This window comes from Sphingomonas baiyangensis, from assembly GCF_005144715.1.
Taxonomy (GTDB): domain Bacteria; phylum Pseudomonadota; class Alphaproteobacteria; order Sphingomonadales; family Sphingomonadaceae; genus Sphingomonas; species Sphingomonas baiyangensis.
This window is the reverse complement of the sequence record NZ_SWKR01000002.1, coordinates 1048242-1072235: the sequence shown is the minus strand read 5'-3', so window position 1 is coordinate 1072235 and position 23994 is coordinate 1048242. Positions and strand designations below refer to the sequence as shown.

Genomic DNA, 23994 nt, shown 5'->3' with positions numbered 1-23994 from the left:
TGCAGCGCGGATCGCGACGACGGTGTAGATTGTTACGCGACGACGGCCGAGGCGCTGGAGTCGTCCAGGGAAATCGAACCATATCATGCTGTTCGGGCGGAAGAAGCGGCGTATCTCGCGGATCCTCGTCATCGAGGACGAACCGCTCGTGGCATTCGATACCGAGCATTTTCTTACCGATGCTGGGTTCGAGGTCGTCGCCGCGATCGACAGCGTCGCCGCCGCCATCGCCGCGCTCGACGTGGCCGAGGATTTGCATCTCGTGCTGCTCGACGTGAACCTGGCCGACGGCAGCGGCGTCGACGTGGCGCGCGTGGCGCGCTCGCGCGGGGTCGAGGTGCTGTTCGTCACCGGACGGTGCCCCGTCGAGGCGCGGGAACTCGCCGCCGGCTGCCTCTCGAAGCCGTATCCGCAGCGCGATCTGCTAGCGGCGATCGATGCTATCGAAACGATGATCGACGGTGGCAAGCCGCGCAAGCTCCCGCAGAGCTTCAACCTGTTCGCGCGCGCGGCCTAGCGCGCGAGCTGCGCCTCTACGGCGTCGTGGAAGCGGCGGATGCCGCTTTCGAGCGTGCCGAGCACCGTCCGCTCGATGGCGCCCGACGCGAGGCCTTGCTGGCCCAGTTCGGCCGCGCGGAAATCCTCAGCGGCGAATACCCCGCCGTCGAGAAACTCCCAGCTCCTTTCCCAATGCGCGAGCGCCTTGTCGGTCGCGGGCGCTTGCGGGATCAGCATGAAATCCTCGACGAGCACGCGGTCGTGCGCCTGCGGCATCAATATCATCAGGTTGATGTAATCGGGGCTGACGACGAGGATCGTGCCGGGAAACAGCTGGTAGGTGAAGGTTATCGCGGCGCGCAGCACGGCCCAGTCGCTCGACGCCAGCGCTTCGCCAGCGGCGGCGCGGCCCACCGCCGATCGCTGATGCGGGCCGATGGCGTCGGCCCGCGCAACGCCGTCCCGAAGGAAGCGCCCGATCGTGCCCGCGTGCAGGCGCGCGACATGATAGCTTTCGAGGAACGCGTCCATCACCAGCTTCCAGTTGGCGCGCACGTCGTGCGTGCGGCGGCGGAAGCAATGCTGCCCGGCAAGGTCGAACGCCTCGAAATCGCGCGCCAGCATATGCGCGTCGGCGAAGTCGGCACCTTCGTCGAACGCGAACCAGATCAGCCCGCCGGCCTCGACGCAGCGCAGTTCGCGCAGGCCCAGATCGGCCTTGCACAGGCCGGGAAACGTGTCGCCGCGCGGCACGCCCGCAAGCGCACCGTCGGTGCCGTACGACCATGCATGATAGGGGCAGACCAGCTGCGGCGCGCGCACGACGTCGCTGCCCTCGACCAGTCGCGTGCCGCGATGGCGGCAGACGTTTAGGAACACATGCGCCGTGCCGTCGCCGTCGCGCGTCAGCAGCAGCGGCTTGCCGAAGCCGTCATGCGGCACCGCCATGTTGTGCTCGGGCAGCAGCGCCGAGGGAGCGATGACGAGCGGCACGCGCGCGAAGATGGCGGCTTGCTCGGCGGCGAAGCGCGCGGGCTCGGTATAGGCCGCGGCATCGACATTGGCGATCGCGCCGGGTTCGTCGGCCGGCTCCATGGCCAGCGCCCGCGCCAGCGCGCGTTGCCCTGCCGTCGGTTCGCGCGCGTTCATGGCTGTCCTTCTCCGATGTTTTCGCTAGTGTCGCGGCTTCACAGCGAGGGTGCAAGGTGGGCGAGAAGGTGAAGGGGTGGGCGCTGCTCAAGGCGGCGTTCTCGAACCGCAAGATGGCGGCGATGCTGGTGCTGGGGTTCGCCTCGGGCCTGCCGTTCGTGCTGCTGATCGGCACGCTCAACGCCTGGCTCGGCGAATTGCAGGTGAGCCTCGCGACGATCGGCGTGCTGTCGTGGATCGGCCTTGCCTATGCGTTCAAGTTCCTGTGGTCGCCGCTTGTCGATCGCGCGCGGCTGCCATTGCTCGGGCGGCTGGGGCGCCGCCGTTCGTGGCTGGTGCTGTGCCAGGGCGCGCTCGCGGTGCTGCTGTGGATGCTCGCCGCCACCGATCCCGTCACCGCGATCGGCAGCTTCGCCGCCATCGCTGTGATCGCGGCGTTCCTCTCGGCCACGCAGGACGTGGTGATCGACGCATGGCGCATCGAGGTGGCCGACGAGGTGGCGACCGTCGATCTCATGTCGGCGATCTACCAGCTCGGCAACCGCTTCGCGGCGCTCGCGGGCGGCGCGCTGGCGCTGGTGCTCGCGGCAAGGCTCGACTGGCCGACCGTCTATGTCGGCTTCGGCTTCGCGATGCTCGGCGCGCTGGCGATGACGCTGTTCACGCCCGAAGTGGTGCGCGACGGCGCCGACGAGGCCGCGCCGCTTGCCGGCCATGTCGTGCCCGATCGTCGCCAGCGCGCCATCGCGCTCGGCATCGTGGCGGTGTGCTGGGGCTGGGCGATCTTCATGCTCGGCGACTTCATGGTGGCCGCACTGGTGCCGCCGCCGGGCGAGACGGCGCCCTCGGCGGGCGTGTTCACCACCAGCTGGGGGCCGTGGATCATCGTCGCCACCGTCATCATCCCCGCGCTCGTCTCGGGCTGGACGCGCCGCCAGCCGGGAGCGCCGGGCACGCAGACAGCGGCAAGCGGCGCGCAGGCGGCGGCCGATCACTGCTATCGCGCGCTCATCCTGCCGCTCGCCGAGATCGTCGATCGGCTGCGCTGGGGGGCGCTGCTCGTGCTCGCGCTGATCCTGCTCTATCGCATCGCCGATTCGATCTGGGCGCCCTTCGCCTTTCCCTTCTATCTCGATTACATGGGCTATTCGAACGACGAGGTGGCGTTCGCCTCCAAGCTGTTCGGCGTGCTGATGACGATCGCCGGCGTGGCGCTCGGCGGCGTGATGCTCGCAACGCTGGGGCGGATGCCGACGCTGCTGGTCGGCGGCATCGTCGCGGCGCTGTCGAACCTGCTCTATGCCGATCTGGCGCTGGGCGGCGCCAATCTCGATGCGTTCGCGCGCGCGTTGTGGCTCGATCAGCTTGGCGCCGACCCGCGCATGGTACGGCTGATGCTCACCATCTCGGGCGAGAATATCGCCGGCGGTCTCGCGGGCACCGCGTTCATCGCCTACATCTCGTCGATCACGTCGCGTGAATACAGCGCGGTGCAATATGCGCTGCTCTCGTCGATGACGTTCCTTGTCGGCGCGCTCGGCCGTGCGGCGACGGGCGAGGCGATCGACATCTATGGCTATGCCAACATCTTCCTGCTGACGGCAGGACTGGGCGGCGTTGCCGTGCTGTTGGTGCTGCTCGATTGGTGGCGCGGTACCCCCAAGCCCACCGATGCCGAAGCGCCGCTCGCTACCGATCTCAGCGCAGCGGCAGCCCCAGGTCGCTGAATGCGCTCGCCAGCAGGTGCGCGCTGACCGCGACGGACGCGGGTTCGCGCACGCCGAGCAGGTCCGACAGCAGCAGCGCGGCGGCATCGGGCTCGCGGTCGATCCGGCGCAGCACCGTCAGGAGCGCCGCTTCGCCCGCGGTCATCCGCCGGCAGCACCACGGCGCGATCTGGATCGGCCCCGCCGCCGCCTGCGACATCTCGTGCATCAGCGTGCGAAGTAACACCAGCGGGCGGCGGAAATCCTTGCCGAAAGCGGTGACGAAGGCGTGCGCGCAGGCCGCGTCGTTTAGGCCGTGCGCGCCCATCTGGCGGATGCCGAACAGCAGCAGCCGGCCGGCTGCATCATGCGGTTGCAGATGCGGCAGCGCCGCGGCGAGGGGGTGGGCGATCGACGTCACAGGCGACTCTCCGTTGCTCGCCAGCGATCATGCCGATCTGTTATTGATAGTCAATCGCAATAATTGTCAGGCCGGTGGCTCGTCGTTTCGTGCGAGCGCCTCGCCGGCCAGATAGAGGGACCCGGCAATCAGGACCGCCGGCGCGGAACCCCGGGCCGCGACATGCGCGACGGCGGCATCGATCGACGATGCGGTCGCGGCTGCTAGGCCCAGTTGCTGCGCGACGGCCGTCAGCGCATCGGGGCTGTGGCTCGCATGATCCGGCACGGGAATGGCGGTCACGCTGGCGATCGACGGCGCGAGCGGGGCCAGCAGCCCGAGCGGATCCTTGTTGGCGAGCATGCCCAGGATAAGGTCGACGCCTTTCGGGCCGAAGCGCGCAAGGGCGGGGGCCAGCGCCTCGGCCGCGGCCGGGTTGTGCCCGCCATCGAGCCAGACTTCGCGCGTTGTCCCCAACGGAGCCGTCAGCGGCCCGGTCGCGAGGCGCTGCATCCGCGCGGGCCAGCGCGCATCGCGTGCCATCGCCGCCAGCGCGTCGTCGGGCACGGCGAGCATCGTCTGCCGCCGCAACATCGCCGCCGCCAGTGCGCAATTCGCCAGCTGATGCGCGCCGGCGAGCGCGGGGGCGGGAAGCGCAAGCCGCTCCCCATCGTCGAAGGCCAGCCCGTCGCCCTCCGGTTGCCAGCGCCAGTCGCGGCCCTCGACATGCAGCGGCGCGCCCGCCATGCCCGCCACATTTGCGACGATCGCCGCGACGGGTGCGGCATAGGCCGGCGTCACCAGCGGCACGCCCGGTTTGGCGATGCCGGCCTTCTCGGCGGCGATCGCCTCGATCGTGTCACCGAGGAACGCCTGATGATCGATGCCGAGCTGCGCAATGCCGCACACCGCCGGCGCAGCGAGCACGTTGGTCGCGTCGAGCCGGCCGCCCAGCCCCACCTCGATCACGCAGGCATCGGCGGGCGTGCGGGCAAAGGCGAGGAATGCCACCGCCGTCGTCACCTCGAAGAAGCTCGCGCCGATATCGCCGCCGGCATCGAGCACTTCGCCCAGCAGTGCCGCCAGCCTCTCGTCGTCGATCAGCGTGCCCGCCACGCGGATACGCTCGTTGAAGCGGACCAGATGCGGGCTGGTATAGACATGGACGCGATATCCCGCCGCCTCGAGCCCCGCGCGCAGGAACGCGCAGGTCGATCCCTTGCCGTTGGTGCCCGCCACATGGAACACCGGCGGCAGCGCATGGTGCGGATCGCCCAGCCGCGCAAGCAGCCGCGTGATCCGGTCGAGCCCCAGCACATCGGCGCCGGGGCCGAGCGCGCTCAGCCGGTCGAGCGCGGCCTGCACGCCGGGGTGCGCGGAGCGGGCGTGATCCATCGTGCGTGCGCGAGCAGCCGGAAGGTCAGGCCGCGGCCTTGCCGGCGCACAGATAGTCGATCAGCCGCGCCAGCGTCGCGCGCAGTTCCTTGCGCGCCACCACCATGTCGATGAGGCCATGGTCGCGATAATATTCGCTTGTCTGGAAATCGTCGGGCAGCTTCTCGCGGATCGTCTGCTCGATCACGCGGCGGCCGGTGAACGCCAGCGTCGCCTTGGGCTCGGCGATCTGCACGTCGCCCAGCATCGCATAGGCGGCCATGACGCCGCCGGATGTGGGATCGGTGAGCACGACGATATAGGGCAGCCCGGCATCGCGCAGCATCTCGATTGCCACGGTCGTGCGCGGCATCTGCATGAGGCTGAGAATGCCTTCCTGCATCCGCGCGCCGCCCGATGCGCTGAAGATGATGAACGGCGCATGCGCGGCGATCGCGGCCTGCACGCCGGCGACGAAGCCTTCGCCCACCGCCTGGCCCATCGATCCGCCCATGAAGGCGAAGTTCTGCACGCCCACCACGGCGCGCCGCCCCTCGATCAGCCCACGCGCGCTGACGAAGGCGTCCTGGTCGCCGGTGTCGGCGCGTGCCGCCTTCAGTCGCGCGGCATAGGGCTTCGAATCGCGAAACTTGAGCGGATCCTCGGCCACGCGCGGGCTCGGCAGCAGCTTGCACGTGCCGGGGTCGAACAGATACGCGAACCGCTCGGCCGGGCCGATGCGGTGGTGATGCTCGCACAAGGGGCAGACGTGGAGATTCTCCTCGAACTCCTTCACGAACACCATCTGCCCGCAGCCCTTGCACTTGTGCCACAGATTGTCGGGCGTCTCCTTGGCGGGGACCACCGATGCGATCGCGTTGCGGACGCGGTTGAGCCAGCTCATGCCTGTTTCCTGCTCTGATCGATCGCCGCTCGCAGCGACCGGACATATTCGGTGACGTGCGGTGCCGCCGCTTCGCCATGCGTGCCGACGATCTCGACGATCGCCGAGCCGACCACCACGCCATCGGCCACGCGCGCGATGGCGGCGGCCTGTTCGGGCGTGCGCACGCCGAAGCCCACGGCGATCGGCAGGTCGGTCGCCGCCTTCAGCCGCCCGACCGCTTCGTCGATCGAGGTCTGTACCGCCTGCTGCAAGCCGGTGATGCCCGCGACCGAGACATAATAGACGAAGCCCGAAGCGGCATCGAGCACGGCAGGCAGGCGCGCCGCGTCGGTAGTCGGCGTAGCGAGGCGGATGAAATCCAGCCCCGCATCGCGCAGCGCGGGGCCGAGCGCGCCGTCCTCCTCGGGCGGCACATCGACGCAGATGACGCCGTCGACGCCGGCTTCGGCGGCAGCCGTCGCGAACCATTGCGCCCCCCGGCGCAGCATCGGATTGGCATAGCCCATCAGCACCAGCGGCACATCGGCGTGGCGCGCGCGAAAATCTGTCGCGATGGTCAGGATGTCGGCGGTGGCGGTGCCCGCGCCCAGGCTGCGGATGTTCGCCGCCTGGATCGCGGGGCCATCGGCCATCGGATCGGTGAACGGCATCCCCAGCTCGATCACGTCGGCGCCGCCGGCCACCAGCGCATCGAGGATCGCAGGCGTCACGGCCGGCGACGGATCACCCGCCGTCACGAACGCCACCAGTGCCGCGCGATCGGCAGGGAAGGCGGAGGCGAGGCGATTCACATCTCCACTCCCAGCGCCGTCGCTACGGTGAAGATATCCTTGTCGCCGCGCCCGCACATATTGGCGAGGATGATCTGGTCGGCGCGCATCGTCCGCGCACGCTTGGCCACCGCAGCGATGGCGTGGCTCGGTTCGAGCGCGGGGATGATGCCTTCGGTGCGGCACACGAGCTGGAAGGCGTCGAGCGCCTCTGTGTCGGTGATCGCGGTATATTCGACGCGGCCGATATCGTTGAGCCAGGCATGTTCGGGGCCGATGCCCGGATAATCGAGCCCCGCCGAGATCGAATGCCCCTCGGTGATCTGGCCGTCATCGTCCTGGAGCAGATAGGTCTTGTTGCCGTGGAGCACGCCTGGCGCGCCGCCGTTGAGCGATGCGGCATGTTCGCGATCGAGCCCGTGGCCCGCCGCTTCCACGCCCAGCATCGCCACGTCGGCATCGTCGAGGAAGGGATGGAACAGCCCGATCGCGTTCGATCCGCCGCCGATCGCCGCCACCAGCAGATCAGGCAGGCGGCCGGTGCGCGCCAGCATCTGCGCGCGTGCCTCGCGGCCGATCACGCTCTGGAAATCGCGGACCAGCTCGGGATAGGGATGCGGCCCGGCGGCGGTGCCGATCAGGTAGAAGGTGTCGTGGACATTCGCGACCCAGTCGCGCAGCCCCTCGTTCATCGCATCCTTGAGTGTCGCCGCGCCGCTGGTCACGGGCCGCACTTCGGCGCCGAGCAGCTTCATGCGGAACACGTTGGGCTGCTGCCGCTCGATATCGCGCGCGCCCATATAGACGACGCAGGGCAGGCCGAAGCGCGCGCAGACGGTCGCGGTGGCAACGCCATGCTGGCCCGCGCCGGTCTCGGCGATGATGCGCGTCTTGCCCATCCGCATCGCCAGCAGGATCTGGCCGACGCAATTGTTGATCTTGTGCGCGCCGGTATGGTTGAGTTCGTCGCGTTTGAACCAGACCTCGGCCCCCATGCCCGGCTCGGCGCCGTCGCGAAGCGCCTCGGTCAGCCGCTCGGCGAAATAGAGCGGGCTGGGGCGGCCGACATAATGTTCGAGCAGATCGTCGAACTGCGCCTGAAAGGCCGGGTCGGCCTTGGCGGCGCGATATTCGCGTTCGAGATCGAGCACCAGCGGCATCAACGTTTCGGCGACGTAGCGGCCGCCATAGGCGCCGAAATGGCCGCGCTCGTCGGGCTGTTGCCGCAGGCTGTTCGCCTGCTCGGGGGGCTGCGTGCGAAAGCTGTTGGGGGCGTTCATGATGGCCGAGCGCTTACCCGTGGCGATGCAGCGTGTCGAGGTGGCGAAAGGCCACGCCCGCCGCTAGCGCCGCACCGCCTTCAGGAAAGCCGCAATCTTGCCAGCGTCCTTCACGCCCGGCGCGGTCTCGACGCCCGACGACACGTCGACCAGCGGCGCGCCTGTGCGTTCGATCGCCTCGCCGACATTGCCCGCGTCGAGGCCGCCCGACAGCGCCCAGGGCAGCGGATGCGCGAAGCCGCGCAGCAGCTCCCAGTCGAAGCGCAGCCCCATGCCGCCGGGCAGCGCCGCGCCCTCGGGCGTCTTGGCGTCGTAGAGGATGCGATCGGCCGCCTGCGCCAGCGCGCGCGCGCCGTCGAGATCGGCGCGCGTCTTTACCGCCAGTGCCGCCCAGGTTTCGCGGCCGGTGCGCCGGCGAAGCTCGGCGATGCGCGGGGGCGCGGTCTTGTGCAACTGGATCGCGGTCAGGCTCCCCGCCGCCACCGCCGCGTCGATCAGTGCATCGTCGGGATCGACGAACACGCCGACGATGCCGACATGCTCCGGCACCCGCGCCGCCAGCCCCGCAGCGCGATCGAACGGCAGGTCGCGCGGCGAGGGCGCGAAGAACACGAAGCCGACATTGCTGGCGCCACCCGCTACTGCCGCATCGAGCGTGGCGGGGTCGCTGAGACCACAGATCTTGGCGCCCGTCATCGGCGCGGCGCGATCATCGCTCGTAGCTGCGGATCAGGTCGTCGAACAGCCGCACGCCGAAGCCCGGCGCGCCTTTGGGCGCAGTCGGCGTGCCGCTCGACGAATCCATGCCCGCCATGTCGATATGCGCCCATGGCGTCGGCTCGGGCGTCAGGAACCCGATGAAATGCGCGCCGCGCCCGGCGCCGGCGCCCGGGATACGCACGGCATTGGCGATGTCGGCGATCGGCGAGGCCATGTCCTCGGCATAGCTCGGATGCAGCGGCATCCGCCACACCGGATCGCCCGAGCTTGCCGCTGCCGCCTCGATCCGGTCGGCCAGAGCCTCGTCGCGGGCGAACAGGCCGGCATAGTCGTCGCCCAGCGCGGTCACGATCGCGCCGGTGAGCGTCGCGATGTTGACGACGGCGGCGGGCTTGTAGCGGTCGATCGCATACTGGTTGGCGTCGGCCAGCACCATGCGGCCCTCTGCATCGGTGCTGATGATCTCGATCGTGCGGCCGTTCATCGTGCGCACGACGTCGCCGGGGCGGCTGGCATTGGCGCCGGGCATGTTCTCGGCCAGCGCCGCGATCGCCACCACATTGGCGCGCGCGCCGCGCTTCGCCGCCGCCAGCACGCCGCCGATCACTGCCGCCGCGCCCGACATGTCGCCGCGCATGTCCTCCATTCCCGCGCCGGGCTTCAGCGAGATGCCGCCGCTGTCGAACGTGATGCCCTTGCCGATCAGCGCGAGCGGCGCGGCGTCCCCGCCGCCGCGATACTCGACGATCATCATCCGCGCCGGCCGGCTCGACCCCTGCGAGACCGACAGGATCGAACCCATGTTGAGCCGCCGCATCTGCGGCTCGTCGAGCACGGTGATGCGCGTGTTGGGCACGCCCTCGAACATCGCGCGCGCAATCGCGACGAAGCTCTCGGGATATTTGAGGTTCGATGGCATCGTGATGAGATCGCGCGTCATCCGCACGCCGTCGACCAGTCCGGCATGGTCGCGCGCATAGGCCTGTGCCGCATCGTCGCCCGCGACGATCACGATCGGCTGCGCGTTCGCGGTGGTACGATCAACGGTCTTGAGACGGTCGAAGCGATACTGCCCCAGCCCCACGCCGCGCGCCACATGCGCGGCGGGCGTCGCGACCGCGCTTTGCAGGCCGGCGGTGAGGATCGCGACGGGCGTCGCCGATGTCGCCGTCGCCTGCGCGACGCTGCCGCCCAGATCGGCAAGCTGCACCGCGCTCAGGCTGCCCGTGGGAACGCCCACCAGCATCACGCGATCATAGCCGCCCACGCCATAGAGATCGAGCGTCGCATTGGCCCCGGCCTCGAACTTCGCGCTGGCGACGGCGCTCTGCACGGCAGCGGCGATCGCAGCGGGCACACGCACAGTGTCGGCGGCGCCCGCCATCGGGATCGCGAGCACGCCGCCTGCCGGTGCCGTGGCGGCAAAGCGGATCGGCCGCTCGGCGGTGTTGGCGACCTCGGCGGGTACTACCCCGCTGCTCACCGGCGCGCGCTCGGTCTGTGCCAGTGCCGGGGTCGCGAGTAGCGCGAGGCTGGCGGCAGTCGTGATGAGCGGACGACGCATCGGATTCTCCATCGAACAGGGCAGGGATGGCGCGATTGCGCCGAGGATATGATGTCGCACGATGCCGCACGCTCGCGGCGAGTCAAGCGGGCTTAGAGTGTCGCCTCGATCGCGCGGGCGGCCTGATCGGGATCCTCGGCCTGCGTGATCGGCCGGCCGATGACGAGGATCGAGGCGCCGGCGTCGAGCGCGGCGCGCGGCGTGACGACGCGTTTCTGGTCGCCATGCGCACCATCGGCAGGTCGTACGCCGGGCACCACGAAGAAGCCCTGCGGCCATGCCGCCTTCGCCGCGCCGACCTCGGCGCCCGAGCACACCACGCCGTCGATCCCCGCCTCGCGCGCCAGTTCGGTCAGGCGCACCACCTGCTCATGCGGATCGGGCGCGAGGCCGATCGATTTGAGGTCTGGCCCGTCGAGGCTGGTGAGCATCGTCACCGCCACCACCCTGGTGCCTGTGGCCGCCGCCGCCTTGGCATCCTCCATCATCGCGCGACCGCCGGCAGCATGCACCGTCAGGATCGCCGGCTCGAGCGGGCGCAGCGCCTGGATCGCCTTGGCGACAGTATTGGGAATGTCGTGAAACTTGAGGTCGAGGAAGATCGGCAGACCGATCTCGGCCATTTCGCGCACGCCCGCGCGCCCGTTCGCCATGAAGAATTCGAGCCCGAGCTTGATGCCGCCGACATGATGCCGCACGCGCGTCGCGATCGTCCGCGCCTGCTCGAGCATCGGCGTGTCGAGCGCTACATAGATGCGCGTGCTCATGGGCGCGCCGGTTCCGCCGGCGCGGGATCGACCGCCGGGTCCGAGGTAGCTGCCGAAGCCACCGGCACCGTCACTGCGGTGTCGCCCGGCGCCAGCGCCGGTGGTGCGGCGGGCGCTGCCGACATGTCCGCCGTCGCGCGTTCGAGCGAGGCGATCCGGTTCCTCAGCCGCCACGTGGCCGCCAGATGATACAGGTAGAGCGGCACGAAGCCGACCGCGCCGGCGATGGCGAGCAGCAGCGGCAGGTTGATATCGGCCACCAGCCCGCCCCACAGCCGCACCGCCACTACCGTCCAGTTGTTGAACGAGAAGGCGACCGCCAGCACCGCAAGCAGCACCCACATCAGCGTTCGTAAAAACTGCATCGGCGCCAAAGCCTCCCCGGTCGTGCGATCGTCAGCTTAGGCGCGTGGCGCGCGCCGGGCAATGCGCCGTCTCAGCGCGGCGCGGTGGCGCTGCCGTCGGCGGGGGCGGCGCTGCGCAGCTTGCGGATGCGCGGCTCGCGATCAAGATCCGCGGCGGCCTTGATCGCGCGGCGCATCTCGTCGCGCTTCTCGTGGATCGAGGCGATCACCGGCCCCACCGCCACGCCCAGGTCGACGAGCACCGCCTCCGAGAGTTGCAGCGAGCTTTCGAGCGCCTCGGGCACCGCGTCGGTGGCGCCCGCCTTGTAGAGTTGCGCCGCGTGCGCGGCATCGCGCGCGCGCACGATGATCGGCAGCTCGGGCACCCAGCCGCGCACGCGGCGCGTCAGCCGCACGCTCTGTACCGGATCGTCCATCGTCACGATCAGCGCCTTGGCATGACCAAGGTTGAGCCGGTCGACCATGTCGCTGCGTGCGACGTCGCCAAACTCGACATTGTAGCCGGCGAGCCGCGCCTCGTTGACCACGTCGATATCGGCGTCGATCGCCAGATAGGGCTTGTCGTGCATCCGCAGCATCTCGGCCACGGTGCGGCCAACGCGCCCGAAGCCGATGATGACGGTGCCGTGCGCGGTGCGATCGCCTGCCACTTCGGCGGCGGTCACGGCATCGGCGGTGCGCTTCTCGATCTGGCGCGCGATCAGCCGCCCGCCCTTGGCGAGCAGCGGCGTGATCGTGAGGCCGATCGCCGTCACCGTCGTCCAGAACGCCGCGGTCGAGGGCTGGATTAGCCCCGCGGCGGTCGCGGTGCCGAGCACGATCAGCGTGGTTTCCGAGGGGCTCGCCATCAGCACGCCCGTTTCGGCCGCCGTACCGGGCCGCGCGCCGGCAAGGCGCAGCAGCAGCATCGTGACGATCGCCTTGACCGCCATCACCCCGGCGATCGCCGCGAGCAGCTCGGGCCAGTAGCGCGCGACGAGGCGCAGATCGAGCGCCATGCCCACCGAGATCAGGAACACGCCGAGCGCGAGGCCCTTGAACGGCGCGGTGATCGCCTCAACCTCGCCATGATATTCGGTCTCGGCGATCAGCAGGCCGGCAAGCAGCGCGCCGACGATCGGCGACAGCCCGGCCGCGCCGGTGGCAAGGCTGGCGGCGATGACCACCAGCAGCGATGCCGCGAGGAACAGTTCGGGGCTCTTGGTGCGCGCCGCCTGCGCGAACATCCGCGGCAGGATGAAGCGCCCCGCCAGATACAGCCCGACGACGGTAAGCCCGCCGGCGATCGCCACTTCGGTGAGCCCCTTCCAGCCTTCGCTGGTAGCAGTGGGCGCAAGCGCGCCGAGCATGAAGATGATCGGCACCAGCGCCACATCCTCGAACAGCAGCATCGCGAAGGCGCCGCGCCCCACTGCCGAATGCATGCCCGCGATCGGCAGCACGAGCGCGGTCGACGATAGCGCCAGCGCCAGTCCCAGCCCGATCGCGCCGCCCCAGGGCTGGCCGAGCAGATGCAGCGCAAAGCCGATCAGCAGCCCCGATACCAGCAACTCGGCGGCGCCGATGCCGAACACCATGCCGCGCATCGCCCAGAGTCGCTTGAGCGACAGCTCGAGGCCGATGGTGAACAAAAGCAGGATGATGCCGAACTCGGCGAAGGGCGCGATGGCCTCGGGATCGGAGATGGTGACGTAATAGAGCCACGGCACCGAACCGATCATCGACCCCAGCGCATTGGGGCCGACGAGGATGCCGACCAGGATGAAGCCGATGACCGGAGAGATCTTGAAGCGTGCGAACGCCGGGATCACCAGCCCCGCCGCGCCGAGGATGACGAGCGCGTCGGAGATGCCGCTGTTCTGAAGATCTAGGGCCATGCGGCTACCCTAAAGCATGCACGCCCCGGCTTGTCATGCGCGGGGCACAAAAAACCCCGCCGGGTGAGGGCGGGGTTTCGTGCACGCGTGGGATGGGGGTCAGTTCCAACCGGCCATGGCGGTCTCGAGGTTCTGGCGGATCGCCTCGAAGAACTGCTCGGTCGTCATCCAGGGCTGGTCGGGTCCGATGAGGATCGCCAGATCCTTGGTCATCTGCCCGCTTTCCACCGTCTCGACGCACACGCGCTCGAGCGTCTCGGCGAAGCGCGTCACGTCGGGCGTGCCGTCGAACTTGCCGCGATACTTCAGGCCGCCGGTCCACGCGAAGATCGAGGCGATCGGGTTGGTCGAGGTCGCCTTGCCCTGCTGGTGCTGGCGATAATGGCGCGTTACGGTGCCGTGCGCGGCCTCGGCCTCGATAGTCTTGCCGTCGGGCGTCATCAGCACCGAGGTCATCAGGCCGAGCGAGCCGAAGCCCTGTGCGACGGTATCCGACTGGACGTCGCCGTCGTAATTCTTGCACGCCCACACGAATTCGCCGTGCCATTTCAGCGCCGATGCCACCATGTCGTCGATCAGGCGGTGCTGGTATTCGATGCCCTCGGCCTTGAACTGGTCCTCGAACTCGGTCTCGAACACTTCCTGGAAGATGTCCTTGAAGCGCCCGTCATAGGCCTTCATGATCGTGTTCTTGGTCGACAGATAGACCGGCCACTTGCGATCGAGCCCGTAATTGAGGCTGGCGCGCGCGAAGTCGCGGATCGAATCGTCGAGATTGTACATCGCCATCGCGACACCGGGCGAGGGGAAACGGAACACTTCCTCGTCGATCACCGCGCCGTCGTCGCCTTCGAACACCAGCCGCAGCTTGCCGGGGCCGGGCACCTTGAAGTCGGTCGCGCGATACTGGTCGCCGAATGCGTGGCGGCCGACGACGATCGGCTTGGTCCAGCCCGGCACCAGCCGCGGCACGTTCGAGATGACGATCGGCTCGCGAAACACCACACCGCCCAGGATGTTGCGGATCGTGCCGTTGGGCGACTTCCACATCTTCTTGAGGCCGAACTCCTCGACGCGTTGCTCGTCGGGGGTGATCGTCGCGCACTTCACGCCGACGCCGTATTTCTGGATCGCCCTGGCGCTGTCGACGGTGATCTTGTCGTCGGTCTCGTCGCGCTTCTCGACGGCGAGGTCGTAATATTCGAGGTCGATGTCGAGATAGGGAAGGATGAGGCGCTCGCGGATCCACGCCCAGATGATCCGCGTCATCTCGTCGCCGTCGATCTCCACGACGGGCGTCTTCACCTTGATCTTGGCCATCAATATCTCGCTTGTCCTGAGGGAGGTTTGCCCGCGCTCTAGAGGGCGGGCGCCGGGCGATCAACCATCGGCGGGCGATGAAGCGTTGTATCGCCGGGGCGGCGCGGCTATCTCGGCGGGATGGCATCTCTCGACAAGCCGCCCGTCGGCACCACGACGGTGAAGTGGCGCTTTCCCGCCATGCACCCCGAAGGCCGCAAATATGTGCTCATCGTGGCGGCGGTCACGCTCGTCGCGCTCATCTGGCTCGGCTGGTTCGTGGCATGGCCGCTCATCATGCTCGGCATCTGGGTGGCGGCGTTCTTCCGCGATCCGGTGCGCACCACGCCGCAGGGCGAGGGGCTGATCGTCGCACCCGCCGACGGTCTGGTGACGATGATCCAGCGCGTGCCGCTGCCGCCCGAGCTCGCCGGCCCCAACGGCCTTAGCGACGCGCCGATGATGCGCGTGTCGATCTTCATGAGCGTGTTCGACGTGCACATCAATCGCACGCCCGTCACCGGCATCGTGCGGCAGGTCATCTACATCTCGGGCAAGTTCCTCAACGCCGATCTCGACAAGGCGTCGGACGAGAATGAGCGCCAGCATATCGTGGTGGAGACGCCCGAGGGGCTGCGTATCGGCTTCACGCAGATCGCCGGGCTGGTGGCGCGGCGTATCCTCGGCTTCGTCAAGCCGGGCGACATGGTGGTGGCGGGCCAGCGTATCGGCCTCATCCGCTTCGGCAGCCGCGTCGACGTCTTCCTGCCCGAGGGCTATGCCCCGCAGGTGATCCTCGGCCAGCGCAGCATCGCGGGCGAGACGATCATCGGCCGTCGCGGTGCCGAGGCGCCGACGGGCGTGGCGCAATAATGGCGCGTCCCGTTCCGCGGGCGCGCGGCATCCCGCTGCGTTCGTTCGCGCCCAACGCCATTACGGCGCTTGCCTTGTGCTCGGGCCTCACCGGCATCCGCTTCGCGCTGTCGGGCGAGTGGGAGCGCGCGGTGTTGATGATCCTGCTGGCGGGCGTGCTCGACGGCATCGACGGGCGCGTCGCGCGGTTCGTGCGCGGCGAGAGCCGGTTCGGCGCCGAGCTCGACAGTTTGGCCGATTCGATCTCGTTCGGCGTATCGCCCGCGCTCATCATCTATCTGTGGGCACTGTCCGATCTGCCGCGCATCGGCTGGATCGTGGCGCTGATCTACGCGGTGTTCTGCGCCCTGCGGCTCGCGCGCTTCAACGCGGCGATCGACGTCGCCGAGCAGCCGCACAAATCGGCGGGCTTTCTCACCGGCGTGCCCGCACCGGCGGGCGCCGGCCTGGCGATGCTGCCGCTCTATTGCTGGTTCTGGTCGGGCGAGCCCGTATTCGGCTCGGCATGGCTGGTCGCGCCATGGGTGGCGTTCATCGCCTTCCTGATGGTTTCGAACCTCGCGACCTTCTCGTGGTCGTCGCTGCGGCTGCGTCGCTCGGCGCGTTTCGAGGCGATCATCGTGGTGGTCGTTCTTGCCGCCGCACTGGTGTCGGCACCTTGGCAGACGCTGACCGCGATCTGCGTCGCCTATCTGGCGACGATCCCGTTCAGCATCGCGAGCTATGCCCGCGTCAGGCGGCTTCGCGCAGCGCCCGCGCCAGCGTCCGGCGCGGCGGACTGACGCGCACGCGCCGACGCACAGGGACCGCCACCAGAGCGGCGGGCGTTACGCCATCCACCAGCAGCGAGCGGATGCGCGCATATTCGGGCGCAACGGTGAGGTAGATCACCGCCACGGCGAGCGCGAGTGCGGCGGCGAACAGCAGCGATACGAGCAGCAACCCCATGATACCCTCCCTCGGGCAATATTATTCGGGCGATTCCAGACGCTTGAACACCGATTGCGACGAACGGTTCCACGTGCCGCTTTCGAACCCCATATGTTCCACAAACGTTCTGACGTCAATACTTGAATTACGTGTGGCTTTCGGCTAACGGCCCGCGCTCAACCCCGCATGGGAAGCACATAACCCGGTGCTGCTGCCGGCCTTCGAGGCTGGAGATACAGCGGTCGCTCGCTTCCCAGAGGACTAACCGGAAAGGAAGCATCCCTATGGCGGCACCCGTCGTCACCATGCAGCAGCTCATCGAATCGGGCGCGCATTTCGGCCACCAGACGCATCGCTGGAACCCGAAGATGAAGCCCTACATCTTCGGCGATCGCAACGGCGTCCACATCATCGACCTGTCGCAGACCGTGCCGCTGTTCGCGCGCGCGCTCGACTTCGTGTCGTCGACCGTCGCTTCGGGCGGCAAGGTGCTGTTCGTCGGCACCAAGCGCCAGGCGCAGGAGCCGATCGCCGAGGCCGCGCGCCGTTCGGGCCAGCATTTCGTCAACCATCGCTGGCTGGGCGGCATGCTCACCAACTGGAAGACGATCTCGGGTTCGATCAAGCGGCTGAAGGCGCTCGAGGAGCAGCTTTCGGGCGACACGCACGGCCTCACGAAGAAGGAAGTGCTCAACCTCACGCGCGAGAAGGACAAGCTCGAGCTGTCGCTCGGCGGCATCCGCGACCTGAACGGCATCCCCGACATCATGTTCGTGATCGACGCGAACAAGGAAGAACTGGCGATCAAGGAAGCCAACACGCTGGGCATCCCCGTCGTCGCGATCCTAGATTCGAACGTCTCGCCCGACGGCATCGCCTTCCCGGTGCCCGCGAACGACGACGCCAGCCGCGCGATCCGTCTCTATTGCGAAGCGATGGCGATCGCCGCCACGCGCGGCAATAACGAGGCACAGATGCGTAGCCAGGACTTTGGCGCGATGGCCGAGCCGCCCGCCGAGCCTGCGCTGAGCGAGGAAGCGCCTGCCGTCGAAGCAACCGCCACCGAGGCGCCCGTTGCCGAGGCGCCTGCCGCCGAGGCGCAGCAGGCCAACGCCTGATCCCGGCGCGGGCCGCGTGCCCGCGTCACCAGACTGTCATCGGGGCGGGGCAGGGCGCGATGCACTGACCCCGCCCGATTTCTAGAAGAAGGAACGAAGCATGGCCGAGATCACGGCTGCAGCCGTCAAGGAACTGCGCGAGCGCTCGGGCGCCGGCATGATGGACTGCAAGAAGGCGCTCAACGAGAACAATGGCGACATGGAAGCCGCGGTCGACTGGCTGCGCGCCAAGGGTCTTGCCGCCGCCGCCAAGAAGTCGAGCCGCACCGCCGCCGAGGGTCTGGTGGGCGTTGCCGTCGCCGGCACCAAGGGCGTCGCGGTCGAGGTCAACTCGCAGACCGATTTCGTCGCGAAGAACGAGATCTTCCAGGGCTTCGTGCGCGAGGTCACCGCGCTCGCGCTCGACCATGGCGACGATCTCGACGCGCTGAAGGGCGTGAAGATGGCTGAGGGCGGCACCGTCGAGGAAGTGCTGACCAACAACATCTCGACGATCGGCGAGAACCAGGTGCTGCGCCGTGCCAAGGCGGTGTCGGTGTCGCAGGGCGCCGTCATCCCCTATGTCCATAATGCCGCCGCACCCGGCCTCGGCAAGATCGGCGTCCTCGTGGCGCTCGAATCGGATGCCGGCGTCGACGTGCTCGAGCCGCTCGGCAAGCAGATCGCGATGCACGTCGCCGCTGCCTTCCCGCTGGCGCTCGACGAGAACGGCCTCGATCAGGACGTGCTCGAGCGCGAGCGCCAGATCGCGACCGAGAAGGCGGCCGAGAGCGGCAAGCCCGCCGACATCATCGCCAAGATGGTCGAGGGCTCGGTCAAGAAGTTCGCCAAGGAGAACGCGCTGCTCAGCCAGCCCATCGTGATGGACGGCAAGACGCCCGTCGCCGATGTGGTCGCCAAGGCGGGCAAGGATGCGGGCACGACGATCAAGCTCGTCGATTATGTCCGCTTCCAGCTCGGCGAGGGCATCGAGCGCGAGGAGAGCGACTTCGCCGCCGAAGTCGCCGCCACCGCGGGGCTCCACAAGGCCTGACCGTTACCGATGCCGCAGCGATCGTTCGCACGGCATCTATCCGGTTGGCACGACGGCGCGGGCCTTCTAAGGTCCGCGCCGTTTTGCTGCCCATCTGAATGACCCGATCGGATTCCATGACACTCCCCAAGATCAACCGCATCCTGCTCAAATTGTCGGGCGAGGTCCTGATGGGGCAGGGGCAGTTCGGCATCGATCCCGATACCTGCGACCGCGTCGCGCGCGAGGTGAAAGCCGCGACCGAGACGGGCCTTCAGGTGTGCATGGTGGTGGGCGGCGGCAACATCTTCCGCGGGCTGGCGGGTGCCGCCAAGGGCTTCGATCGCGCCAGCGCCGACTATATGGGCATGCTCGCGACCGTCATGAACGCGCTCGCGATGCAGAACGCCCTCGAGAAGCTCGGCATCGACACGCGCGTCCAATCGGCGATCCCGATGGCGAGCGTGTGCGAGCCCTATATCCGCCGCAAGGCCGAGCGGCACATGGAAAAGGGCCGCGTCGTGATCTTCGCGGCGGGCACCGGGCTGCCTTTCTTCACGACCGATACCACCGCCGCGCTGCGCGCGGCCGAGATGAAGTGCGACGCGCTGTTCAAGGGCACCAGCGTCGACGGTGTCTACGATGCCGATCCCAAGAAGGTGCCCACCGCCAAGCGCTATGACAGCCTCACCTTCAGCCGCGTGCTCGCCGACGACCTCAAGGTGATGGACGCCAGCGCCGTGGCGCTCTGCCGCGACAACGACATTCCGATCGTGGTGTTCAACATCCGCGACGACGGCAATCTCGCCGCCGTGCTGCGCGGCGAGGGCACCGCCACGATCGTCCGCAACCAGCCATAAAGAGAGGAAGTCCCCATGGCCGCTTATGACAAGGCCGATCTCGAGCGCCGCATGGCCGGCGCCGTCGAATCGCTCAAGGGCGATCTGAGCGGCCTGCGCACCGGCCGTGCCAGCACCTCGCTGCTCGATCCCGTCACCGTCGAGGTTTACGGCGCGCACATGCCGCTCAACCAGGTCGCCACCGTTTCGGCACCCGAGCCGCGGATGCTGAGCGTGCAGGTGTGGGACAAGTCGAATGTCGGCCCCGTCGACAAGGCGATCCGCTCGGCGGGCCTCGGCCTCAACCCGATCGTCGACGGCCAGAATCTGCGCCTGCCGATCCCCGACCTTACCGAGGAGCGGCGCAAGGAACTCGCCAAGCTCGCGGGACAATATTCGGAGAAGGCCAAGATCGCGGTGCGCAACGTGCGGCGCGACGGCATGGACGCGCTCAAGACCGACGAGAAGAAGGGCGTCTATTCCGAAGACGAGCGCAAGCGCCACGAGACCGAGGTGCAGAAGCTGACCGACGCGACGATCGCCGACATCGACGCGACGGCAAGCGCCAAGGAAAAGGAAATCCTGAACAAGTGACGCGGTTCGGCGCGCATGTGGCGGTGTTTGGGGCGGCCGGCTAATGGCCACGCATCCCGCACCCGTGGCGGCTGCGGCGCCGCGGCATGTCGCGATCATCATGGATGGCAATGGCCGCTGGGCCAAGGCCCGCCGTTTGCCGCGCATCGCTGGGCACAAGCAGGGCGTCGAAGCCGTGCGCCGCGTCACGCGCGCGGCACGCGACCTCGGCATCGAGGTGCTGACGCTCTATGCCTTCTCGTCCGAGAACTGGCGCCGGCCCGAGGAGGAAGTGCGCGACCTGATGGGGCTGCTGCGCCATTTCCTGCGCGCCGAGCTCGACGATCTGGTGGCCGAGAATGTCCGCCTGCGCGTCATCGGCGACTATCACGCGCTTTCACGCGATCTGGTCGCGATGATCGACGGCGCGATCGAGCGTACCGCGCATAACACCGGCCCGATCCTCGTCATCGCGCTCAACTACGGTGCGCAGGCCGAGATTGTCGCCGCCGCGCGTCGGCTCGCCGGGGCCGCGCGCGACGGCGCGCTCGATCCCGAAGCGATCGACGAGGCGACGTTCGCCTCGGCGCTCACCACGCGCGATCTGCCCCCGCTCGATCTGCTCATCCGCACCTCGGGCGAGCAGCGCCTGTCGAACTTCCTGCTGTGGCAGGCCGCCTATGCCGAGCTGCTGTTCGTCGATACGCTGTGGCCCGACTTCGACGGCGCGACGCTGGCGCACGCGATCGAGACGTTCGGCCGTCGGCAGCGCCGCTTCGGTGGCCTGTGACGCCCGAGCAAGCGAAGGCCGAGGCGCGCAAGGCCAATCTCAACCAGCGGCTCATGGTAGGCTTCGCGATGCTCGCCGTCGCCGCGGTCGCGCTGGCGATCGGCGGCATCGTGTTCTGGCTGCTCATCGTCGTCGGCGCGATGCTGATGATGGCCGAATGGTGCGACCTGCATCGCATCGACACGCGCCAGAAGCGCATCGCGCTGTTCGCGCTGTCGGTGCCGCTCGCCATCCTGTCGCCGCTCGCTTCGGGTGCGAGCTTCTTCACGCTGGGGCTGGTGGTCGGCGCGTTCTTCTTCGTCGCGGCGATCACGCGGCGCGTCGATGTCGCGCGCGGCATCCTCTATGTCGGGTTGCCGGCGCTGGCGCTGGCCTTCCTGCGCACCGGCGAGAACGGCCTGTTCGTCTCGCTCTGGGCGCTTGGGCTGGTGTGGGCGTGCGATACCGCGGCGTTCTTCGTCGGCCGCTCGGTCGGCGGTCCCAAGTTCGCGCCGACGATCAGCCCCAACAAGACGTGGTCGGGGTTCGTCGGCGGCGTGCTTGCCGCGGCGATCTTCGGCGGCGCGATGATGAGCTGGGGTCTGTCGCCCTGGCTGGCGCTGCTGACGCCGCTGCTCGCCGTCGTCTCGGCCATGGGCGATCTCTATGAAAGCTGGCTCAAGCGCCAGGCGGGCATCAAGGATTCGGGCACGCTGCTGCCGGGCCATGGCGGCTTTCTCGACCGGCTCGATGGCGTCGTCCCCGTCGCGCCGCTCGCGGCGCTCGCGGTGATCGGCGTGGGAGCGCTCGCATGAGGCGCATCAGCATCCTCGGCGCGACGGGGTCGATCGGCACCTCGACGCTCGACCTCATCGAGCGCGCGCCCGACGATTTCGCCGTCGTCGCGCTCACCGCGAACCGCGACGTATCCGCACTGGCGGCAGCCGCGATCCGCACGCGCGCGCGCTTCGCTGCGGTCGCCGACGCCGCTTGCCTGCCCGCGTTGCGCGAGGCGCTGGCGGGCACCGGTATCGAGGCAGGCGGCGGCGTCGAAGCAGTGTGCGAAGCCGCGCGCATGCCCGCCGACTGGACGATGAGCGCGATCGTCGGCTGTGCGGGCCTCGGCCCCACGCTGGCGGCGATCGAGGGCGGACGCACTGTCGTCATCGCCAACAAGGAGCCGCTCGTCTCGGCGGGCGAGGTCATCCTTGCCGCCGCCGCGCGATCGGGCGCGACGCTGCTTCCCGCCGACAGCGAACACAACGCCATCTTCCAGTGTATGGACTCAGCGCGCCCCGAACGCGTGCGGCGCATCATCCTCACCGCGAGCGGCGGCCCGTTTCGCGACTGGAGCCGCGAAGCGATGGCCGCCGTCACCCCCGAACAGGCGGTAGCGCATCCCAACTGGTCGATGGGCGCCAAGATATCGATCGATTCGGCGACGCTGATGAACAAGGGCCTCGAGTTGATCGAGGCCGCGCGCCTGTTCCCCGTCGCGGCGCACGCGATCGAGGTGATCGTGCACCGCCAGTCGGTCATCCATTCGATGGTCGAATATGTCGACGGCTCGATCCTCGCACAGCTCGGCCCCAGCGACATGCGCGTGCCCATCGCGCACACGCTCGCCTGGCCCGATCGCATGGAAACGCCGATGGCGCCGCTCGATTTCGCCGCGATCGGCCGCTTCGATTTCGAGGCGCCCGATCCCGATCGCTTCCCCGCGCTGCGGCTGGCGCGCGAGGCGCTCGATGCCGGCGGCGCGCGGCCAGCGATCCTCAACGCCGCCAACGAGATCGCCGTCGCCGCGTTTCTCGAGCGGCGCATCGGCTTCCTCGAAATTGCCGCAATCGTCGAGGATACGCTGGCGAGCTACGATCCGCCTGCGCCGCACGATGTCGATGCGGTACTGGCGATCGACGGCGAGGCGCGGCGCAACGCCGCCGCGCGGGTAAAGGATTGCGTCGCTTGATCGAGAGCCCAGGCCTGATCTTCACCGTCATCGCGTTCCTGCTGGTGCTCGGGCCGCTGGTGTTCGTGCACGAGCTTGGCCACTATCTTGCCGGGCGCTGGTTCGGCGTGCATGCCGAGGCGTTCTCGGTCGGCTTCGGGCGCGAGATCGCGGGGTTCACCGATCGGCGCGGCACGCGCTGGCAATTCGGCTGGCTGCCGCTCGGCGGCTATGTGCGCTTCGCTGGCGACATGAACCCCGCCAGCCAGCCGAGCGTCGAATGGCTCGCACTGCCGACTTCTGAACGCGAGCGAACCTTCCAGTCCAAACCATTGTGGCAGCGCACGATCATTGTAGCCGCGGGGCCGGCGATCAACCTCGCGCTCGCGGTGCTCATCCTCGCCGGCTTCGCGCTCGCCTATGGCGAAAGCCGCACGCCGCCGGTGATCGGCCAGGTGGTCGCGGGTACGCCTGCCGCCGCCGCCGGCTTGCAGGCGGGCGACCGCGTGCGCACGATCGGCGGCAACGCTGTCGAGACGTTCGACGATATCGCGGCCTACACGCATATCCGCCCCGGCGAGCGTACGACGATCGCGTTCGAGCGGGCGGGCCAGCCTCGCGAGGCCGAGCTGCAAATCGGTCTGCGCCGCGAGCGCGATCGGTTCGGCAACGAATATCGCATCGGGCTGGTAGGCGTGACCGCAGGCGATCCCGTCCGCGAACCCGTGAGCCTGCTGCGCGCACCGCTCGTCGGCATCGAGCGCACCGGCGACATCATCGGCATGATGGTCGAGACGCTGGGCCAGATCGTCACCGGCCGCCGCTCGATCGACGAGCTGGGCGGCCCCTTGCGCATCGCGCAGGTATCGGGCCAGCAGCTTTCGCTCGGGCTCGCGCAGTTCGTCGGGCTGGTCGCGCTCGTCTCGATTAATCTGGGATTCATCAACCTGTTGCCAGTCCCGATGCTCGATGGTGGCCATCTGATGTTCTATGCGATCGAGGCGGTGCGGCGGCGGCCTGCCGACCCGCGGCTGGTCGAATGGGCGTATCGCGGCGGATTGGCGGCGGTGCTGGCGCTGATGTTCTTCGTGACGATCAACGATCTGGGCGCATTCGGTGTATGGCGCGGGCTGGCCGGCTTGATCGGATAGTGCGCTTCGGGCAGGGGCGTGCGGGCCGGCGTGCCGGCGAGTGCGATGTTTTCTTATTTCGGGGTGGGACGAAGGTGACCGCGATCAAGGCTACCCATTATGGCG

25 protein-coding genes are annotated in these 23994 nt (G+C 68.6%); 12 read left to right on the top strand and 13 right to left on the bottom strand.

The window, feature by feature from the left end; genetic code table 11:
* Positions 1-85 precede the first annotated feature (85 nt).
* Positions 86-517 carry a response regulator transcription factor gene (locus tag FBR43_RS08405; protein ID WP_136942733.1) on the top strand — a complete coding sequence of 144 codons (432 nt, stop codon included), beginning with the start codon at positions 86-88 and terminating at the stop codon, positions 515-517.
* Here the strand turns inward: FBR43_RS08405 and FBR43_RS08400 are convergent.
* Positions 514-1647, bottom strand: a complete 1134-nt coding sequence (locus FBR43_RS08400; protein ID WP_136942732.1) for an aromatic ring-hydroxylating oxygenase subunit alpha — start codon at positions 1645-1647, stop codon at positions 514-516. The genes FBR43_RS08405 and FBR43_RS08400 overlap by 4 nt on opposite strands.
* A gap of 56 nt (positions 1648-1703) precedes the next feature.
* Between FBR43_RS08400 and FBR43_RS08395 the strand changes: the two genes are divergently transcribed.
* Positions 1704-3374 carry an AmpG family muropeptide MFS transporter gene (locus tag FBR43_RS08395; protein ID WP_249276510.1) on the top strand — a complete coding sequence of 557 codons (1671 nt, stop codon included), beginning with the start codon at positions 1704-1706 and terminating at the stop codon, positions 3372-3374.
* Here FBR43_RS08395 and FBR43_RS08390 read toward each other — a convergent pair.
* The 11 genes from FBR43_RS08390 to FBR43_RS08340 form a co-directional block, all read right to left on the bottom strand.
* A complete protein-coding gene (locus FBR43_RS08390; protein ID WP_136942731.1) occupies positions 3346-3774 on the bottom strand; it encodes a DUF6628 family protein in 429 nt (142 codons plus the stop codon). The genes FBR43_RS08395 and FBR43_RS08390 overlap by 29 nt on opposite strands.
* A 66-nt stretch (positions 3775-3840) precedes the next feature.
* Complete coding sequence (locus FBR43_RS08385; RefSeq protein ID WP_136942730.1) at positions 3841-5148, bottom strand: bifunctional folylpolyglutamate synthase/dihydrofolate synthase; 1308 nt, start codon at positions 5146-5148, stop codon at positions 3841-3843.
* A 25-nt stretch (positions 5149-5173) separates the two neighbouring features.
* A complete protein-coding gene (gene accD / locus FBR43_RS08380; protein ID WP_136942729.1) occupies positions 5174-6031 on the bottom strand; it encodes an acetyl-CoA carboxylase, carboxyltransferase subunit beta in 858 nt (285 codons plus the stop codon).
* Positions 6028-6825, bottom strand: coding sequence for a tryptophan synthase subunit alpha (gene trpA, locus FBR43_RS08375; protein ID WP_136942728.1), 798 nt, complete (start codon positions 6823-6825; stop codon positions 6028-6030). Before trpA ends, accD begins: the two co-directional genes overlap by 4 nt.
* A complete protein-coding gene (gene trpB, locus FBR43_RS08370; protein ID WP_136942727.1) occupies positions 6822-8084 on the bottom strand; it encodes a tryptophan synthase subunit beta in 1263 nt (420 codons plus the stop codon). Before trpB ends, trpA begins: the two co-directional genes overlap by 4 nt.
* Positions 8085-8147: 63 nt before the next feature.
* Positions 8148-8780, bottom strand: coding sequence for a phosphoribosylanthranilate isomerase (locus FBR43_RS08365; RefSeq protein WP_136942726.1), 633 nt, complete (start codon positions 8778-8780; stop codon positions 8148-8150).
* A gap of 13 nt (positions 8781-8793) precedes the next feature.
* Positions 8794-10368 (bottom strand): leucyl aminopeptidase family protein, encoded by a 1575-nt coding sequence (locus tag FBR43_RS08360; RefSeq protein WP_136942725.1) that lies wholly within the window; start codon positions 10366-10368, stop codon positions 8794-8796.
* Positions 10369-10460: 92 nt separating this feature from the next.
* Entirely contained in the window at positions 10461-11135 is a 675-nt protein-coding gene (pyrF, locus tag FBR43_RS08355) for an orotidine-5'-phosphate decarboxylase (protein ID WP_136942724.1), read from the bottom strand.
* On the bottom strand, positions 11132-11500 hold the full coding sequence (locus FBR43_RS08350; protein ID WP_136942723.1) for a LapA family protein: 369 nt from the start codon (positions 11498-11500) through the stop codon (positions 11132-11134). The genes pyrF and FBR43_RS08350 overlap by 4 nt, the downstream gene beginning before the upstream one ends.
* Positions 11501-11571: 71 nt before the next feature.
* Entirely contained in the window at positions 11572-13377 is a 1806-nt protein-coding gene (locus FBR43_RS08345) for a cation:proton antiporter domain-containing protein (protein ID WP_136942722.1), read from the bottom strand.
* A gap of 99 nt (positions 13378-13476) precedes the next feature.
* Complete coding sequence (locus FBR43_RS08340; RefSeq protein ID WP_136942721.1) at positions 13477-14697, bottom strand: NADP-dependent isocitrate dehydrogenase; 1221 nt, start codon at positions 14695-14697, stop codon at positions 13477-13479.
* A 120-nt stretch (positions 14698-14817) separates the two neighbouring features.
* On the opposite strand from FBR43_RS08340, the gene FBR43_RS08335 reads away from it, so the two are divergent.
* Complete coding sequence (locus FBR43_RS08335) at positions 14818-15549, top strand: phosphatidylserine decarboxylase (protein ID WP_136942720.1); 732 nt, start codon at positions 14818-14820, stop codon at positions 15547-15549.
* Positions 15549-16331 (top strand): CDP-diacylglycerol--serine O-phosphatidyltransferase, encoded by a 783-nt coding sequence (gene pssA / locus FBR43_RS08330; RefSeq protein ID WP_136942719.1) that lies wholly within the window; start codon positions 15549-15551, stop codon positions 16329-16331. The genes FBR43_RS08335 and pssA overlap by 1 nt, the downstream gene beginning before the upstream one ends.
* Here pssA and FBR43_RS08325 read toward each other — a convergent pair.
* Positions 16282-16497, bottom strand: coding sequence for a hypothetical protein (locus FBR43_RS08325; RefSeq protein ID WP_136942718.1), 216 nt, complete (start codon positions 16495-16497; stop codon positions 16282-16284). The two genes, pssA and FBR43_RS08325, sit on opposite strands and share 50 nt — an antisense overlap.
* A 266-nt stretch (positions 16498-16763) precedes the next feature.
* Here FBR43_RS08325 and rpsB point away from each other — a divergent pair, with 266 nt between their 5' ends.
* The 8 genes from rpsB to FBR43_RS08285 all read left to right on the top strand — a co-directional run bounded on the left by rpsB (position 16764) and on the right by FBR43_RS08285 (position 23889).
* Positions 16764-17597, top strand: a complete 834-nt coding sequence (gene rpsB / locus FBR43_RS08320) for a 30S ribosomal protein S2 (RefSeq protein ID WP_136942717.1) — start codon at positions 16764-16766, stop codon at positions 17595-17597.
* Positions 17598-17697: 100 nt separating this feature from the next.
* A complete protein-coding gene (tsf, locus tag FBR43_RS08315; RefSeq protein ID WP_136942716.1) occupies positions 17698-18630 on the top strand; it encodes a translation elongation factor Ts in 933 nt (310 codons plus the stop codon).
* A 116-nt stretch (positions 18631-18746) separates the two neighbouring features.
* Positions 18747-19469, top strand: coding sequence for a UMP kinase (gene pyrH / locus FBR43_RS08310; protein WP_136942715.1), 723 nt, complete (start codon positions 18747-18749; stop codon positions 19467-19469).
* A gap of 15 nt (positions 19470-19484) precedes the next feature.
* Positions 19485-20042, top strand: a complete 558-nt coding sequence (gene frr / locus FBR43_RS08305; RefSeq protein ID WP_136942714.1) for a ribosome recycling factor — start codon at positions 19485-19487, stop codon at positions 20040-20042.
* 43 nt (positions 20043-20085) lie between these two features.
* Positions 20086-20811, top strand: a complete 726-nt coding sequence (locus FBR43_RS08300) for an isoprenyl transferase (protein ID WP_136942713.1) — start codon at positions 20086-20088, stop codon at positions 20809-20811.
* A complete protein-coding gene (locus FBR43_RS08295) occupies positions 20808-21605 on the top strand; it encodes a phosphatidate cytidylyltransferase (RefSeq protein WP_317128318.1) in 798 nt (265 codons plus the stop codon). Before FBR43_RS08300 ends, FBR43_RS08295 begins: the two co-directional genes overlap by 4 nt.
* Entirely contained in the window at positions 21602-22759 is a 1158-nt protein-coding gene (locus tag FBR43_RS08290) for a 1-deoxy-D-xylulose-5-phosphate reductoisomerase (RefSeq protein WP_136942712.1), read from the top strand. Before FBR43_RS08295 ends, FBR43_RS08290 begins: the two co-directional genes overlap by 4 nt.
* The gene (locus tag FBR43_RS08285; protein WP_136942711.1) at positions 22756-23889 is read left to right on the top strand and encodes a M50 family metallopeptidase; all 1134 of its coding nucleotides are present in this window, start codon (positions 22756-22758) and stop codon (positions 23887-23889) included. The genes FBR43_RS08290 and FBR43_RS08285 overlap by 4 nt, the downstream gene beginning before the upstream one ends.
* Positions 23890-23994 lie beyond the last annotated feature (105 nt).

Excerpts from the sequence above, each read along its gene's own strand:
- frr (WP_136942714.1), top strand. The coding sequence starts at position 19,485 with ATGGCCGCTTATGACAAGGCCGATCTCGAGCGCCGCATGGCCGGCGCC.
- accD (WP_136942729.1), bottom strand. The coding sequence starts at position 6,031 with ATGAGCTGGCTCAACCGCGTCCGCAACGCGATCGCATCGGTGGTCCCC.
- FBR43_RS08385 (WP_136942730.1), bottom strand. The coding sequence starts at position 5,148 with ATGGATCACGCCCGCTCCGCGCACCCCGGCGTGCAGGCCGCGCTCGAC.
- FBR43_RS08290 (WP_136942712.1), top strand. The coding sequence starts at position 21,602 with ATGAGGCGCATCAGCATCCTCGGCGCGACGGGGTCGATCGGCACCTCG.
- FBR43_RS08405 (WP_136942733.1), top strand. The coding sequence starts at position 86 with ATGCTGTTCGGGCGGAAGAAGCGGCGTATCTCGCGGATCCTCGTCATC.
- trpB (WP_136942727.1), bottom strand. The coding sequence starts at position 8,084 with ATGAACGCCCCCAACAGCTTTCGCACGCAGCCCCCCGAGCAGGCGAAC.
- FBR43_RS08325 (WP_136942718.1), bottom strand. The coding sequence starts at position 16,497 with ATGGGGTTGCTGCTCGTATCGCTGCTGTTCGCCGCCGCACTCGCGCTC.
- FBR43_RS08400 (WP_136942732.1), bottom strand. The coding sequence starts at position 1,647 with ATGAACGCGCGCGAACCGACGGCAGGGCAACGCGCGCTGGCGCGGGCG.
- FBR43_RS08345 (WP_136942722.1), bottom strand. The coding sequence starts at position 13,377 with ATGGCCCTAGATCTTCAGAACAGCGGCATCTCCGACGCGCTCGTCATC.
- FBR43_RS08360 (WP_136942725.1), bottom strand. The coding sequence starts at position 10,368 with ATGCGTCGTCCGCTCATCACGACTGCCGCCAGCCTCGCGCTACTCGCG.
- pyrF (WP_136942724.1), bottom strand. The coding sequence starts at position 11,135 with ATGAGCACGCGCATCTATGTAGCGCTCGACACGCCGATGCTCGAGCAG.
- FBR43_RS08365 (WP_136942726.1), bottom strand. The coding sequence starts at position 8,780 with ATGACGGGCGCCAAGATCTGTGGTCTCAGCGACCCCGCCACGCTCGAT.
- FBR43_RS08300 (WP_136942713.1), top strand. The coding sequence starts at position 20,086 with ATGGCCACGCATCCCGCACCCGTGGCGGCTGCGGCGCCGCGGCATGTC.
- FBR43_RS08350 (WP_136942723.1), bottom strand. The coding sequence starts at position 11,500 with ATGCAGTTTTTACGAACGCTGATGTGGGTGCTGCTTGCGGTGCTGGCG.
- FBR43_RS08335 (WP_136942720.1), top strand. The coding sequence starts at position 14,818 with ATGGCATCTCTCGACAAGCCGCCCGTCGGCACCACGACGGTGAAGTGG.
- FBR43_RS08340 (WP_136942721.1), bottom strand. The coding sequence starts at position 14,697 with ATGGCCAAGATCAAGGTGAAGACGCCCGTCGTGGAGATCGACGGCGAC.
- tsf (WP_136942716.1), top strand. The coding sequence starts at position 17,698 with ATGGCCGAGATCACGGCTGCAGCCGTCAAGGAACTGCGCGAGCGCTCG.
- pyrH (WP_136942715.1), top strand. The coding sequence starts at position 18,747 with ATGACACTCCCCAAGATCAACCGCATCCTGCTCAAATTGTCGGGCGAG.
- rpsB (WP_136942717.1), top strand. The coding sequence starts at position 16,764 with ATGGCGGCACCCGTCGTCACCATGCAGCAGCTCATCGAATCGGGCGCG.
- pssA (WP_136942719.1), top strand. The coding sequence starts at position 15,549 with ATGGCGCGTCCCGTTCCGCGGGCGCGCGGCATCCCGCTGCGTTCGTTC.